At 45.8% G+C, this 15,118-nt stretch carries 16 protein-coding genes and 1 other annotated feature; all 16 genes read right to left on the bottom strand.

All coding sequences use genetic code 11. The annotated features are described in order from the left end of the window. Positions 1-49: 49 nt before the first annotated feature. The 16 genes from rpoB to gltX all read right to left on the bottom strand — a co-directional run bounded on the left by rpoB (position 50) and on the right by gltX (position 15,110). A complete protein-coding gene (gene rpoB / locus HFE01_RS25180) occupies positions 50-3,595 on the bottom strand; it encodes a DNA-directed RNA polymerase subunit beta (protein ID WP_016818647.1) in 3,546 nt (1,181 codons plus the stop codon). A gap of 343 nt (positions 3,596-3,938) precedes the next feature. Beyond that, positions 3,939-4,553: a class I SAM-dependent methyltransferase gene (locus tag HFE01_RS25175; RefSeq protein WP_016818646.1), complete on the bottom strand. Its 615-nt coding sequence runs from the start codon at positions 4,551-4,553 to the stop codon at positions 3,939-3,941. Positions 4,554-4,709: 156 nt separating this feature from the next. Further along, positions 4,710-5,075 carry a 50S ribosomal protein L7/L12 gene (rplL, locus tag HFE01_RS25170; RefSeq protein ID WP_013373275.1) on the bottom strand — a complete coding sequence of 122 codons (366 nt, stop codon included), beginning with the start codon at positions 5,073-5,075 and terminating at the stop codon, positions 4,710-4,712. 68 nt (positions 5,076-5,143) lie between these two features. After that, positions 5,144-5,647, bottom strand: coding sequence for a 50S ribosomal protein L10 (rplJ, locus tag HFE01_RS25165; RefSeq protein WP_016818645.1), 504 nt, complete (start codon positions 5,645-5,647; stop codon positions 5,144-5,146). A 73-nt stretch (positions 5,648-5,720) separates the two neighbouring features. Continuing rightward, positions 5,721-5,872 (bottom strand) — a sequence feature (ribosomal protein L10 leader region). A 68-nt stretch (positions 5,873-5,940) separates the two neighbouring features. After that, a complete protein-coding gene (gene rplA, locus HFE01_RS25160) occupies positions 5,941-6,633 on the bottom strand; it encodes a 50S ribosomal protein L1 (protein WP_107735227.1) in 693 nt (230 codons plus the stop codon). 87 nt (positions 6,634-6,720) lie between these two features. Continuing rightward, the gene (gene rplK, locus HFE01_RS25155; RefSeq protein WP_007432595.1) at positions 6,721-7,146 is read right to left on the bottom strand and encodes a 50S ribosomal protein L11; all 426 of its coding nucleotides are present in this window, start codon (positions 7,144-7,146) and stop codon (positions 6,721-6,723) included. A gap of 73 nt (positions 7,147-7,219) precedes the next feature. After that, positions 7,220-7,753 (bottom strand): transcription termination/antitermination protein NusG, encoded by a 534-nt coding sequence (nusG, locus tag HFE01_RS25150; protein WP_007432596.1) that lies wholly within the window; start codon positions 7,751-7,753, stop codon positions 7,220-7,222. A gap of 22 nt (positions 7,754-7,775) precedes the next feature. Further along, on the bottom strand, positions 7,776-7,967 hold the full coding sequence (gene secE / locus HFE01_RS25145) for a preprotein translocase subunit SecE (protein WP_013312170.1): 192 nt from the start codon (positions 7,965-7,967) through the stop codon (positions 7,776-7,778). A 20-nt stretch (positions 7,968-7,987) separates the two neighbouring features. Further along, on the bottom strand, positions 7,988-8,137 hold the full coding sequence (gene rpmG / locus HFE01_RS25140; RefSeq protein ID WP_013373278.1) for a 50S ribosomal protein L33: 150 nt from the start codon (positions 8,135-8,137) through the stop codon (positions 7,988-7,990). Positions 8,138-8,469: 332 nt separating this feature from the next. Beyond that, the gene (gene sigH, locus HFE01_RS25135) at positions 8,470-9,114 is read right to left on the bottom strand and encodes an RNA polymerase sporulation sigma factor SigH (protein ID WP_016324748.1); all 645 of its coding nucleotides are present in this window, start codon (positions 9,112-9,114) and stop codon (positions 8,470-8,472) included. 162 nt (positions 9,115-9,276) lie between these two features. Next, a complete protein-coding gene (locus tag HFE01_RS25130) occupies positions 9,277-9,798 on the bottom strand; it encodes an NYN domain-containing protein (RefSeq protein ID WP_016818643.1) in 522 nt (173 codons plus the stop codon). Positions 9,799-9,802: 4 nt separating this feature from the next. Further along, positions 9,803-10,549, bottom strand: a complete 747-nt coding sequence (gene rlmB, locus HFE01_RS25125) for a 23S rRNA (guanosine(2251)-2'-O)-methyltransferase RlmB (RefSeq protein ID WP_025365931.1) — start codon at positions 10,547-10,549, stop codon at positions 9,803-9,805. A 55-nt stretch (positions 10,550-10,604) separates the two neighbouring features. After that, complete coding sequence (locus HFE01_RS25120) at positions 10,605-11,063, bottom strand: Mini-ribonuclease 3 (RefSeq protein WP_107735228.1); 459 nt, start codon at positions 11,061-11,063, stop codon at positions 10,605-10,607. Then, the gene (cysS, locus tag HFE01_RS25115) at positions 11,060-12,463 is read right to left on the bottom strand and encodes a cysteine--tRNA ligase (RefSeq protein ID WP_107735229.1); all 1,404 of its coding nucleotides are present in this window, start codon (positions 12,461-12,463) and stop codon (positions 11,060-11,062) included. The genes HFE01_RS25120 and cysS overlap by 4 nt, the downstream gene beginning before the upstream one ends. A gap of 24 nt (positions 12,464-12,487) precedes the next feature. Next, positions 12,488-13,168 (bottom strand): serine O-acetyltransferase, encoded by a 681-nt coding sequence (cysE, locus tag HFE01_RS25110; protein ID WP_013373284.1) that lies wholly within the window; start codon positions 13,166-13,168, stop codon positions 12,488-12,490. 481 nt (positions 13,169-13,649) lie between these two features. Beyond that, a complete protein-coding gene (gltX, locus tag HFE01_RS25105) occupies positions 13,650-15,110 on the bottom strand; it encodes a glutamate--tRNA ligase (protein ID WP_167438749.1) in 1,461 nt (486 codons plus the stop codon). Positions 15,111-15,118 lie beyond the last annotated feature (8 nt).

Below are 15,118 nucleotides of genomic sequence, written 5' to 3'. Positions count from 1 at the left end.
ATGGATCGAGGCATATAACAAAGCTGATATGAGTCAGTCAGCAGTCAAATTACTCTACGCCAACCTCAGAGCCTTCCAGATTCAAACTCAGCTTATCGCCAGTTGTGTCATCTTCATCATCAAGCTCTCTCATTTCGATCTCTTGTTCGTCTTCAGACAGAATCTTCACGTCCATACCCAAGCTTTGCAGCTCTTTGATCAAGACCTTGAATGATTCAGGAACACCCGGTTCAGGGACATTTTCACCTTTGACGATGGATTCGTAAGTTTTAACACGTCCAACCACATCATCGGATTTCACAGTCAAAATTTCCTGAAGCGTGTATGCTGCACCGTAGGCTTCCAGTGCCCATACTTCCATCTCCCCGAAGCGCTGACCACCGAATTGGGCTTTACCACCCAACGGCTGTTGCGTAACGAGAGAGTAAGGACCTGTAGAACGGGCATGGATCTTATCGTCGACCATGTGCGCCAGTTTGATCATGTGCATGACACCGACAGTAACTTCACGTTCAAAACGATCACCTGTACGTCCATCATACAACACCGTCTTACCATTGCGTTGCATACCCGCTTCTTCCATCGTATCAAATACGTCATACTCCTTGGCACCATCGAATACTGGAGTTGCCACATGAATACCAAGACGCATTGCAGCCATACCCAGATGCACTTCGAGCACCTGTCCGATGTTCATCCGTGAAGGTACGCCCAGTGGGTTCAGTACGACTTGTACTGGGGTACCATCTGGCAAGAATGGCATATCTTCTTCAGGCAGAATACGGGCAACGACACCCTTGTTACCGTGACGTCCGGCCATTTTATCGCCTTCGGAAATTTTACGTTTTTGAGCAATGTATACGCGTACCAGCTGGTTTACACCCGGTGGCAGCTCATCGCCATTTTCACGTGTAAATACTTTAACATCTACAACGATCCCGTCAGTTCCATGAGGAACTCTCAAGGAAGTATCGCGAACCTCGCGCGCCTTCTCACCGAAGATTGCATGCAAGAGACGTTCTTCAGCTGTCAGCTCAGTCACACCCTTAGGTGTTACTTTACCAACAAGAATGTCACCTGCGGCAATTTCCGCACCGATGCGAATGATGCCGCGCTCATCTAGATTACGAAGCGCTTCTTCACCAACATTCGGAATATCACGAGTGATTTCTTCTGGTCCAAGCTTCGTATCACGAGCCTCGGATTCGTATTCCTCGATATGGATCGAGGTGTATACATCCTCTTTAACCAACTTCTCGCTCAGCAAGATCGCATCCTCGTAGTTGTAACCTTCCCAAGTCATGAACGCTACGACAACGTTACGTCCCAATGCCAACTCGCCCATTTCTGTGGATGGACCATCCGCTAGAATATCGCCAACCTTGACAATATCGCCTCTGTTTACGATTGGACGCTGGTTGATGCATGTTCCTTGGTTAGAACGCATAAATTTGTGTAATTTATACTTAACAATATCGCCTTTTACTTCAGTACCATCTACATTTTCAATACGACGCAACCAAATTTCGTTAGCCGAAGAACGTTCAATTACCCCGTTGTACTTGGACACAACGCAAACACCAGAATCTTTTGCAGACTTATGTTCCATCCCTGTTCCTACCAAAGGCGCTTTCGGAATCAGTAGTGGAACAGCCTGCCGCTGCATGTTGGAACCCATCAATGCGCGGTTCGAGTCATCATTCTCCAGGAACGGAATCAGTGCAGTAGCGACCGATACGACCTGTTTAGGCGATACATCCATGTAATCAACACGGCTACTTGCCATCGGAATAATGTTATCAGACTGCTTGTTATAACGGACAATAACGATTTCATCCTTAAAGGTGTTTTCTTCCGTCAATTCCGCATTTGCCTGAGCAACGATGTAGTTATCTTCTTCATCAGCAGTCAGGTAATCAATCTGATCTGTAACTTTTCCGGTTTTCGGATCTACCCAGCGATAAGGAGCTTCGATAAATCCGTACTCGTTGATACGTGCGAAAGTGGACAAAGAGTTGATCAAACCAATGTTTGGTCCCTCTGGTGTCTCGATAGGACACATACGGCCGTAGTGACTCGGATGGACGTCACGTACTTCCATGCCCGCGCGTTCGCGCGTCAAACCGCCGGGTCCGAGTGCAGACAGACGACGTTTGTGCGTTAATTCAGCAAGCGGGTTTGTCTGATCCATGAACTGAGACAGCTGGGAGCTACCAAAGAACTCTTTAATCGACGCAATGACCGGACGTATGTTAATCAGCGCCTGTGGCGTAATTACATTAGCATCCTGAATTGACATTCTTTCGCGTACCACGCGTTCCATACGGGACAGACCAATACGGAACTGATTTTGCAGCAACTCACCTACAGAACGCAAACGACGGTTACCCAAATGGTCAATGTCGTCTGTACTTCCGATTCCGTGAAGCAAGTTAATAAAATAACTGATGGAGGAAATAATATCGGCAGGCGTAATGTTCTTAACCGATTTATCGATATTTCCATTGGCAATCAGCTTCACTACTTTACCATCTTCAATTGGCGAGAATACATCGATCGTTTGAAGCGGAATATCGTTGCTTTCCAATACGCCACTAGCAACATGATACGTACGATGTCCAACCGACTCTTCTAGTTGTGCCAAAATCTCGTCCAACAGGCGGCGGTCTACCATTTGCCCTGCTTCAGCGATGATTTCACCAGTTGTCGTATCAATCAGTGTCTCAGCAAGACGTTGATTGAACAGACGGTTTTTGATGTGAAGCTTTTTATTGATTTTGTAACGGCCTACGTTGGCCAGGTCATACCGTTTTGGATCAAAGAAGCGTGCAACAAGCAAGCTCTTTGCGTTATCCAATGTTGGTGGCTCACCCGGACGAAGACGCTCATAAATTTCAATCAGCGCTTTCTCCGTGGAATCCGTGTTGTCTTTATCAAGTGTGTTGCGGATATATTCGTCATTGCCGAGCAAATCCAGAATCTCAGCATCAGTGCCAAAGCCAAGCGCACGCAGCAACACCGTAACCGGAATTTTACGGGTACGGTCAATCCGGACATAGATAATATCCTTCGCATCCATCTCCAGTTCGAGCCAAGCCCCCCGGTTAGGAATTACCGTTGCGGTGTATGTTGTTTTCGCATTCTTGTCGACTTTTGTGCTGAAATAGACGCTGGGAGAGCGAACCAACTGGCTGACAATAACCCGTTCCGCACCGTTAATAATAAACGTACCCGTTTCAGTCATCAGCGGGAAGTCTCCCATGAATACTTCCTGCTCTTTCACTTCCCCGGTTTCTTTATTAATAAGCCGGACTTTTACCCGAAGCGGTGCTGCATACGTAACGTCGCGTTCCTTTGCGTCGTCAACGGTATATTTGGGTTCTCCGAGAGAGTAATCGATAAACTCCAGAATCAGATTTCCTGTGAAATCTTGAATTGGAGAAATATCCCGAAACATTTCCCGTAATCCTTCCTCCAAAAACCAATCATAGGATTTTTGTTGGATCTCAATCAGGTTGGGAACCTCGAGTACCTCATTAATACGTGCATAACTGCGCCGAGTGCGTCGACCATATTGAACAAGATGTCCTGCCAACTTAAACTCACCCCTCATGTCTACTCACTTTAAAAATACATTGCGAACCTCTGTTTGTGACCTTATAATAAGACACATACAGATGATTCGATCTTACAAATACAGAAAAGCCCTTACTCGAATGCATTCGAAAAAAGAGCGACGTATCTGCAGAATCCTCATACCGGAAGATCTTCATCACTTGTAGATTTGCCCAAAATGGTTATATTATACGTAAGAGATATAAATACTATACCCTGTTACGCATAAATCTATTGACATTTCAACAAACTAAAGCCATGGAGGGCATCCTAATACTGACATTTTATAATGATATCACAGACCAGGATTCAAGTCAATGGTCCTATTGCATTTTTCTAAAACTTTTTTCAGCCTTTAAAATCCGATAACCTTTATCCTTCGTAACTTCTTCCACATGACCGAAAAGGCTCTCTATTTTAGCGCTCGCCGAAGGAGCACCCTGCTTTTTCTGAATGACGACCCATAAAGCTCCACCCTCATTTAAATGCTCATACGCAAGCTCAAATATGGTATGAACCGTTTCTTTCCCTGCACGTATAGGAGGATTCGTCAAGATCACGTCAAAACGTTCGTGTTGCACTTCTGCAAACAAATCACTTTGCTTAATGGTGACATTTTTAATTCCATTACGCTCCGCATTCTCTATCGCTAGTTGAACGGCTCGCTCGTTAATATCAACCATTGTAACGTGTCCGTCCGGGACAAGCGTAGCCGCCGTCAAACCAATCGGCCCGTAACCACATCCTACATCCAATACCGAGGCATTTGCAGGAAGTTGCATAGCTTCAATCAACACACGACTCCCATAATCAATCCCCTGCTTTGAGAAAACGCCTGAATCGCTGGCAAATCGATAGGAACGTCCACGCAGCACCGTCTCCAGACTTCGCCGTTCATGTGCCGTCTCTGGCCGTCTGGAGTAATAATGATCAGCCATTCACGCCCACCTCTTTCGGTTGTACGGTTATACTAACATCATAGCCTTTAGAATAATATTTCAGACCTGTTTGTACTACCGCTTTACAGCAACAAACCCCTTGAAGATCACCTCAAGGGGTTTGTTTTAATTCATTGTCTGCTAAAGAGCAGTCAATTATTTTACTTCTACAGAAGCGCCTGCTTCTTCCAATTTTGCTTTAACGGATTCAGCTTCTTCTTTTGCAACTTTTTCTTTCAATGGTTTTGGAGCGTTGTCAACCAGTTCTTTTGCTTCTTTCAGGCCAAGACCTGTAATTTCGCGAACTGCTTTGATAACGTTGATTTTGGAAGCGCCAGCGCTTGTCAAGATTACGTCGAACTCGGATTGCTCAGCTTCTGCTGCGCCACCTGCTGCGCCACCTGCTACAGCTACTGGAGCTGCTGCAGTTACGCCGAATTCTTCTTCGATTGCTTTCACGAGATCGTTCAGTTCCAATACGGACATACCTTTAATCGCTTCCAAGATTTGCTCTTTACTCATGGTTGAACCTCCATTTAAATTCGTATTTTTTTGTTCTTAACTGCTATACAGCAGGTTTAAATCCCAACTTATGCACTTTGCTCTTCTTTATCTGCAACAGCTTTAACCGCAAGCGCGAAGTTGCGCATAGGAGCTTGAAGCACGCTGAGGAGCATGGAAAGGAGACCTTCGCGGGATGGCAGTTCTGCCAGCGCTTTGATTTCCTCAACACCGATCACACGACCTTCTACAACTGCACCTTTCAGTTCCAATGCATTGTTTTTCTTAGCGAAATCGTTCAAGATTTTAGCTGCAGACACTGCATCATCTTTGCCGAACGCGATTGCAGTAGGACCTGTCAATACTGCGTCCAGTTCAGTCAATTCTGCTGCCGCAGTTGCACGGCGGAGCAGTGTGTTTTTCAGCACTTGAAATTCGATTCCGGCTTCGCGAAGCTGCTTACGCAGCTCAGTTACTTGGGCAACATTCAGACCGCGATAGTCTGCAACTACAGTTGTTACGCTCTCGCGCAATTTTGCAGCTACAACTTCAACAGCTTCTTGTTTTGCTTGAATCACCTTTGCATTTGCCAAACTGTACACCTCCTGATCAATTTATCTACTTTGTTCGAAACACCCATTCTGGCGTTCTACCAAAGTCGTTTTCATGAGCATGAAAAAAGCCTCCGTAGAGTACGAAGGCTTGATAAATCCACATGGACGGGACAAGCCCGTCGCATGAAACGTTCTATCATAACACCTCGGTAGGAAATTAAGCCCGAAAGCACCTACTGTCTACGGTAAGCATATTCAACTTTAACGGTCAGTCACAAGGACTCACAACTTTTACAGAATAACAAATTTGATTGAACGTGTCAACCGAAATATTATCTGTAAACAGATGTGTTCACACGTGCACTTGGTCCCATAGTCGAAGAAATAGCGATGTTTTTCAGGTATACACCTTTAGCAGACGCTGGCTTCGCACGGTTCAAGGCTTCAATCAAGGCTTTAAGGTTCTCGTTCAGTTGTTCAGCACTGAAGGAAGCTTTGCCAATTGGCGCATGAATTTGAGCGGTTCTGTCGAGACGGTATTCGATTTTACCGGCTTTAATTTCTTGAACAGCCTTGGCAACGTCGAAAGTAACTGTACCTGCTTTAGGATTAGGCATCAAACCTTTACCACCGAGCAAACGACCCAGTTTACCAACCTCACTCATCATATCAGGTGTCGCAACGCAGACATCGAATTCGAACCAGCCTTGTTGGATTTTGTTGATCATATCTTGATCGCCAACAAAATCAGCGCCAGCCGCTTCCGCTTCTTTCACTTTGTCACCTTTTGCAAATACCAGAACGCGTTGTGTTTTACCCGTACCATGTGGCAGGACAACAACACCACGAACAGCCTGGTCTTGTTTACGGGAATCTACGCCCAGACGAACTGCTGCTTCAACGGTTTCGTCAAATTTAGCAGTCGCAGCCTTTTTCACCAATTCAACGGCTTCCAAAGGCTCGTAAGTTGCTTCGCTATCAATCAGCTTAGCAGCTTCCAGGTACTTCTTACCATGTTTAGCCATAATATTTTTCCTCCTTATGTGGTATTAGCGGATATTCCTCCCACACTGCCGGACAGTCAAACTGCCGGCACACGTAGATTAATAAAATTAATCTACGATGGTGATACCCATGCTACGAGCAGTACCTTCAACCATACGCATTGCCGATTCTACGGAAGCTGCGTTAAGGTCAGGCATTTTTTGCTCTGCAATTTGACGAACAGCAGCGCGATTTACAGTTGCAACTTTCGTTTTATTCGGTTCACCGGAACCTTTTTCGATTTTAGCAGCAACTTTCAACAGAACAGCAGCCGGTGGAGTTTTGGTGATGAACGTAAAAGAACGATCCTCAAATACCGAAATTTCAACCGGAATAATCAGGCCTGCTTGATCAGCAGTACGAGCATTGAACTCTTTACAGAATGCCATAATGTTGACACCTGCTTGACCCAAAGCTGGACCTACTGGAGGCGCTGGATTAGCTTTCCCTGCAGGGATCTGCAGTTTTACCATTTTAATTACCTTTTTTGCCATGGATGACACCTCCTTGACTCAATAGTGGTAGACGGATCTATCGATCCTCCCACAAGAAACCTGTAAGAAAAATCTATATTTTCTCCACTTGAGTATAATCCAACTCAAGCGGGGTTTCCCGTCCAAACATGTTGACGTGAACCTTAAGCTTGCTCTTCTCAACCAAAATTTCTTCCACGGAGCCCACAAAATTCGCAAAAGGACCAACTTTAATTCGCACGGATTCCTTAACATCGAATTCAATCTTCGGTTTCGGCTCTACCATGCCCATATGCTTCAGAATCTGTTCAACTTCTTCTGGAAGCAATGGCGTCGGTTTGGAACCCGAGCCTGTCGATCCTACAAACCCCGTAACACCTGGTGTGTTGCGTACAACATACCAAGAATCATCGGTTTGGACCATTTCGACTAAGACATAACCAGGGTAGACTTTACGCATAACGGTTTTTTTCTTACCGTCCTTGGTTACCAGTTCTTCTTCCATAGGAACAAGAACACGGAATATCTTGTCTTCCATGCCCATGGACTCAACGCGTTTTTCCAAATTGGCTTTGACTTTGTTCTCATACCCTGAATAGGTATGAACGACGTACCATCTTTTTTCCATATCAAGCCACCTGGAACCCTTCCTAGATAATCGCTTCGATCACAGCGGAAATGCCGATATCGAGAACCCAAAAATAAATCGTGACGAACGCAATCGTCCCTATGACAATCAGCGTATAGTTGGTCAGTTCTTTACGATTGGGCCAGCGAACTTTCTTGAGTTCAGCCCAGCTTTCAGAGAAAAAGGAAAACAGAGACTTGAAACTGCGTTTCACGCCGACTACACCTCCAAAAACTATCTGGTTTCCCGATGAGAAGTCTGTTCGTTACAGGACTTACAGAATTTCTTCATCTCCATGCGGTCGGGGTGATTACGCTTGTTTTTCGTCGTTGTGTAATTTCTTTGTTTGCAATTTGTACAAGCCAAAGTAATAATTACCCGCATGATGTGCACCTCCCGAAGACATCCAACACCGGAAGTCTCATAATTGATCCTAAAAAAAACCGCGAATTTAGGCCTACCTAAAACACTTTATCACACGGGGTTTTCCATGTCAACGAATGTTTGCATACATTTCGCAGTCCCGGTTGTGGTGCATTTTACATCTGTCCATCCTTTGAAGCTGTTCTCTGAAATACTGCTTCAAAATCAAAGCGATATCTATTATTCATCTTTTTTAGTATAAATCATTTACAACACTTATAAACCTGCACAGCATACCCAAAACGAATAAAAAAAGACTCAAACTCGAGCCTTTTCCATGTCAGCCTCTACTTTCAACTATCCCTTACTTCCAGATACTTTTCAAGTTTACGTTTGACCCGTTGCAGCGCGTTATCGATGGATTTCACATGACGATCCAGATCTTCAGCAATCTCCTGATACGAACGTCCGTCCAGATACAACATAAGTACCTTGCGTTCTAGCTCGCTCAGAATCTCGGACATTTTGTCCTCAAGACCCACAAACTCTTCCTGATTGATAATCAGCTCTTCAGGATCACTTACTTGTGTTCCGCAAATCACATCGAGCAACGTCCGGTCTGACTCTTCATCATAGATGGGCTTGTCCAGAGATACGTAAGAGTTCAGAGGAATGTGCTTTTGTCGTGTAGCCGTCTTAATTGCCGTAATAATCTGTCGTGTTATGCACAACTCGGCGAAAGCCTTGAACGAAGCAAGCTTGTCTCCCTTAAAATCACGGATGGATTTGTAGAGACCAATCATGCCCTCCTGAATAATATCCTCGCGATCAGCCCCAATCAGGAAGTAGGATCTGGCCTTGGCCCGCACAAAGTTTCGATATTTGTTAATCAGAAACTCCAGCGCTTCCCCATCACCTTCATGGACTGCTCCGACAATGTCTTCATCATTTTTGTAATCAAACTTTGACAACATGATATCCTTGAGGTCCACACTCACTAACAATCCCTCCGGCTGCAACGCAAGGTACCCGTTACTCTCTCAAATATACGACAAGTATACGCGATGTAACCTGATACCGTCAACCACAACAACCTAAAAAAGAAGAGCGCTAACAAAATTGTCAATGGTTTCAAAATGGAGAGTATCCCAATTACTGGATCATTCTCTTCTCCAGCGTTCAAACAACTTTCGAAGCTCCGGACTCAGCTTGCCATCCAGCGAATTGCGGGACAATTTGGCGTTATCCTGCTGGATTCGCTTCTGGACTTCCCTTTCAGATTCCTCAATCTCGATCAGTAATTCTCGTGCCGATACTCTGAGTGCTCCCTGGCCAAAGGCCACATGCTGCTCTACCTGATCACTTGTCGCTACGTAAATGCTTCTCCTCTTGCTGCTCAGCTCACGAACTAATCGCTCGATGCACTCGTCGGCTGTCTCTTTTTCTCTCGTAAAATAAATCTGGACTTTGCTCTGGGCAAAGGTTTTACCTAATCCTGGCACCCTGTAAGCATCAAATACGACGATGACTCTTCTGCCCGAATACGCCTGATGATCCGCCAGTCGTTCAAGAAGTCTGTCCCTCGCTTCCTGCATACCAGATTGTACCAGTGCGGAAAGTTCGGGCCAGGCTCCAATCATGTTGTAACCGTCCACAAGCAGAACATCCCGCGTGTCAGCCATATCGTTAGCCCCGTGCCTGTCGTCCGCGCAAAACTTCGTACATGACGACACCTGCAGCTACAGAAGCATTGAGGGAATTGATTTGTCCCGCCATTGGCAGCTTGACGAGTACATCACATTTCTCGCGGATCAAACGGCCCATTCCTTTATTTTCGTTACCAATGACAATCGCTACGGGACCGGTGAATACTCCATTCCCAAAGACGGGATCGGTTGCTGTAACATCCGTGCCAACTACCCATACACCTTCTTCTTTAAGACGGTCAATGGTTTGTCCCAAATTGCTCACACGCGCCACCGGGACGTACTCCACAGCACCTGCCGATGTTTTAGACACCGTTACAGTTACAGCTGCTGAACGCCTTTTCGGCACTATAATACCGTGTGCTCCAGTGCAGTCCGCCGTACGAAGGATAGAGCCCAAGTTATGAGGGTCTTCAATCTCATCCAGCAAAATCAAAAACGGCTCTTCTCCCTTAGCGCGAGCACTAGCAAGCAAGTCCTCCACCTCAGCGTAGGCAAAAGGTGCAGCTTGCGCGACCACTCCCTGATGCTGAATGCCTGGAACCATTTGATCGAGCTTACGCTTGTCCACCTGCAAAACAATGATTCCTGCTTTTTTCGCCTCAGCCGTAATCGGCAGTGTCAAATGCTTTTGTGCATTATCCGCAATCCATATTTTATTTATCGTCCTGCCTGAACGCAGCGCCTCTGTTACCGAATGCTTACCGGCAATCCATTCTTCTTCCATCTCTAGCTTCCTCCCGGGAAACGGTCGATATCAATTCGTTCAATCCGTCTCCAATTTATGATTTTTCTGCATTTTCCATTTGTGCAATTCCGTACGTAATCAACTCTCTCAATCTGTCCAAATGTCCATCACAATAAAGATAACCAATCAAGCCTTCCAGCGCCGTGGCATGCCGATACTCAAGCACATCAGCATTTTTGGGCAGGCTCCCTGATTTGGCATTTCTTCCTTGTCGGACAATATCACGTTCTTCATCCGTCAGCACCGTTTCTAGCAATCCCAACATACGGCTCTGTGCTTTGGCGGAGACAAGCCTTGTAGCTCGTCGATGTAAATGATTGGGACGCAGGTTGGGCTGTGCCAACAGATATTGCCGGACAGCCACCTCATACACTGCATCACCAATGTAAGCTAACGCAATGGGGGGCATCAAGCGAGCCGGCTTGGACGCAGGATACGGAAACCAGTTTCCTGCGCCTTCCACAGCTCCTGAGTTCAGTGGCTTATTACTCATTTCCGCCGCCACCGCATACCCTGCGCCGTATCTTCAAGCACAATGCCTTTAGTAGCTAACAGATCACGAATTTCGTCAGCTCTACCCCAGTTTTTAGTTTTACGAGCTTCGACACGTTCTGCAATTAACTGCTCAATTTCGTCATCCAGCAGTTCTTCACTCGGTTCCGAATAAATGCGAAGCACCGTATTCATCGAATGGAAGGTATGCAGCACCGCTTGCAATTCCGCCTGATTGACAACATCACGCTGCAACAAAAGATTGGCTTCGCTGACCCATTCGAACACCGCAGTAATCGCATCAGGCGTATTGAAATCATCATCCATTTTTTCGCCAAATTGCTGTAATATCCCGTCAAGCTTCATTTGCAGCTCAGCCGATACTGCTTCATTACCTTTCAAAGCCATGGATAAACGATGCTTTACATTGGCGACTGCATTGGCAATCCGTTCGACACTATTCTCCGCCTGACTCATCGTCTCTTGGTTGTAGTTCAAAGGGTTGCGGTAATGTGTCGACAGCATAAAATAACGTAAAGCTTCGGGCTTGTGACGAGCACGCAGATCTTTAACCAAAATACCGTTACCGAGTGATTTCGACATTTTTTCATTATCTATGCGAATATATCCGTTATGCATCCAGTAGCGAGATAATGGTTTACCCGTAATCACTTCGGATTGTGCGCATTCACATTCATGATGCGGAAATTGCAGATCCTGTCCGCCTCCGTGAATATCCAGTGTATCCCCCAAATAGTGACGAGCCATAGCAGAGCATTCGATATGCCAGCCTGGGCGTCCATCCCCCCAAGGACTTGACCAGTAAATTTCTCCCGGTTTCGCTGCTTTCCAGAGTACAAAATCCTCGGCATTCTCCTTGCGTTCATCCACATTGATGCGAATCCCAAACTGGAGTTCCTCCAAATTTTGGCCTGACAGCTGTCCGTAGTCTTTAAACATTTTGGTCCGGTAGAAGACATCACCATCATTCTCGTAGGCATAGCCTTTGTCTACCAGGTCCTTGATAAAATCAATAATCAGATCCATGCTTTCGGTTACACGAGGATTTATGCTGGCAGCAGGAACATTCAATCCTGTCAGATCCTCATGATAGGCAGCAATAAACTTCTCGGCAACTGCCGGAACCTCCATATTAAGTTCCCGAGCTTTGCGGATCAACTTATCATCAACGTCCGTAAAATTCACCACATAGTTTACATCATAGCCCAAATACTCCAAGTAGCTGCGTACCACGTCGAACACAATTACAGGTCGTGCATTACCAATATGAATGTAATCATACACTGTAGGACCACATACATACATTTTAACCTTTCCAGGCTCCAGTGGCACAAAAGGCTCCCGGCTCCTCGTCATTGTATTATAAATTTGAAGCGACATCGTTATGTTCCTCCCTCATGAAAATTATCCTTGTAATTTATTCTCTTGGGTCACCTGATGTTTCTGAGCAGATTGCTCCTCCTTCAAATCAGACAATTCTGCTCGTAATCGTTCTATTTCCATTTGAAGAGACCGTATGGAATCGACGACCGGGTCAGGCAGCTGGTGACTAAGTCGATCTGGACGTCTGCCATCCTGCCTGACCACTCGCCCGGGGATACCCACTACCGTACTGTTTGGCGGAACTTCTTTTAGCACAACCGAGTTGGAGCCAATATTGGATTGCGCCCCAATCGTAAATGAACCCAATATTTTTGCACCGGAGCCTATAACGACATTATTCCCAATGGTGGGGTGGCGCTTCCCTTTCTCTTTTCCAGTTCCTCCAAGAGTAACCCCCTGATACAATACGACATCATCGCCAATTTCACAGGTTTCGCCAATGACAACACCCATGCCGTGGTCAATGAACAGCCGATCTCCAATACGAGCGCCAGGATGAATTTCAATTCCTGTCATAAACCTCGATACCTGGGATATAACACGGGCTAGAGTACACCACTTTCGCAAATAAAACCAATGTGCAATTCGGTGTGCCCAAAGGGCATGAACGCCAGAATACGTAAAAATGACTTCCAGCTTACTCCGGGCGGCCGGATCATTATCCAAAACAGTTTGAATATCGGATTTGAAATGCCTGAACATGTCGCCCTCCTATTCCCTCCATATCCTTGCCGCATCACACTTCACATTTTGCCAATTTTCGTAGTCACCAGCATTCTTCGACAATTTTCAGTCTACAGCGAGTCTGAATCTGATAAAAATGAAAAAGCGCCTCCGCAGCCTAGGCTGCAGAGACGCATATACGTGGTCCCACTCTGCTTCGAACATATCTGCTACAAAAAAAGCAGAAAAGTCCGTCTTTGGCGTCCTGTAACGGGAACGAATCGGCAAGCCCTTGCCACATTAGCATTGTAGGCTAACGAGGGTTCGGGCGCACGGCTCCCAGGCGCATTTCCTCCGCAGGTCATCTAGACGGTTCTCAGCCTGGGGTTTCCCCTCGACCGTCCTCTCTGGCAGATGCCCTTATGCAGTGTACTTCTCCTGTTCGCAGCCTTTACACGTAAGTATCAATCCATATCAATGGAGTCATTATAGCGAAAAGACAACAAATTGACAAGAAATATCAGCCTTTAATTTGTGCCTTAAGACGGTCCAATACCTTGTCACGTCCAAGTAGATAGATGGTCTCGTTCAGATCCCGTCCATGAGTTTGACCTGTAAGGGCCACACGAATCGGCATGAACAGCTGTTTCCCCTTAAAACCAGTTTCCTTTTGGACTTCTTTGATCAGCTTGGCCATTTGTGAAGCTGTAAATTCCTCGCTCGTTTCAACCTTAGCTGCAAAGGCTCTAAGTACATCAGGAACCTGTTCTTCAGCCAGAACAGCCGCCGCATCAGCATCCAACTCCAGATGTGAACGAAAAAACAACTCAGACAACGCCACAATATCAGACGCTGAAGTCATTTGTTCTTGGTATAAGCGGACAAGAGCTTTAGCCCAATCCTGTTGTTCAGCCGATAAATCATTCGGCAACAGTCCTGCTGCCTGCAAATGTGGAATTGCCATACTGGCAATCCGTTCAGGATCAGCTTTTTTAATATAATGATTATTCAAATAAGCAAGCTTGTTTGTATCAAATACAGCTGGGCTTTTGGACAAACGATTAGGATCGAAAATCGAGATTAATTGTTCCCGATCATAGATCTCTTCCTCGCCTTCCGGAGACCAGCCCAACAATGCAATAAAGTTGAATATAGCTTCCGGCAGATAGCCCAGCTTATCGTACTGCTCCATGAACTGAATAATGGATTCATTTCGTTTGCTGAGCTTTTTGTGATCCTCGCCTACGATCAGCGTCATATGACCAAAGCGTGGAGGCTCCCAGCCGAGAGCTTCAAAAATCATCAACTGCCGCGGTGTATTGGATACATGATCCTCACCCCGTAGTACATGTGATATTTTCATCAAATAGTCGTCAACCGCTACAGCGAAGTTATATGTCGGAATACCGTCTTTTTTGACGATAACAAAATCGCCGCTTTCTTTGGAATTGAACGTAATTTGACCTTTAACAATATCATCAAACGTATATTCACGATCTTCTGGTACGCGAAAACGAATACTTGGTACACGGCCCTCTGCTTCAAACGCCTGACACTGTTCTTCTGTTAAATCACGGTGTTTTCCTGAGTAACGTGGTGTCTCCCCACGTTCCATCTGTTCTTCACGCTCGCGTTCAAGTTCTTCTTCCGTGCAATAACAGCGGTATGCCAAACCGCGATCCAGCAAGTCCTGCCAGTATGTTTTGTAGATGTCCAAGCGCTCGGTCTGGCGATAAGGTCCGAACTCGCCGCCCACGTCTATACTTTCATCCCAGTCCATACCCAACCATTTCAAATATTTAAGCTGGCTTTCTTCTCCGCCCTCAATATTGCGCTTCACATCTGTATCTTCAATGCGAATAATAAATTTACCGCCTTGATTGCGGGCAAACAAATAATTAAATAATGCCGTTCTGGCATTTCCAATATGCAGATGTCCTGTTGGACTTGGTGCATAGCGTACACGAACTTCCGTGCTCATATAATCTC

Origin of the sequence: Paenibacillus sp. EKM10P (genome assembly GCF_011800655.1) — a bacterium.
In the GTDB taxonomy this organism is placed as follows: domain Bacteria; phylum Bacillota; class Bacilli; order Paenibacillales; family Paenibacillaceae; genus Paenibacillus; species Paenibacillus polymyxa.
The sequence above is the reverse complement of the archived record's forward strand: the minus strand, read 5'-3'. Positions and strand labels throughout refer to the sequence as shown.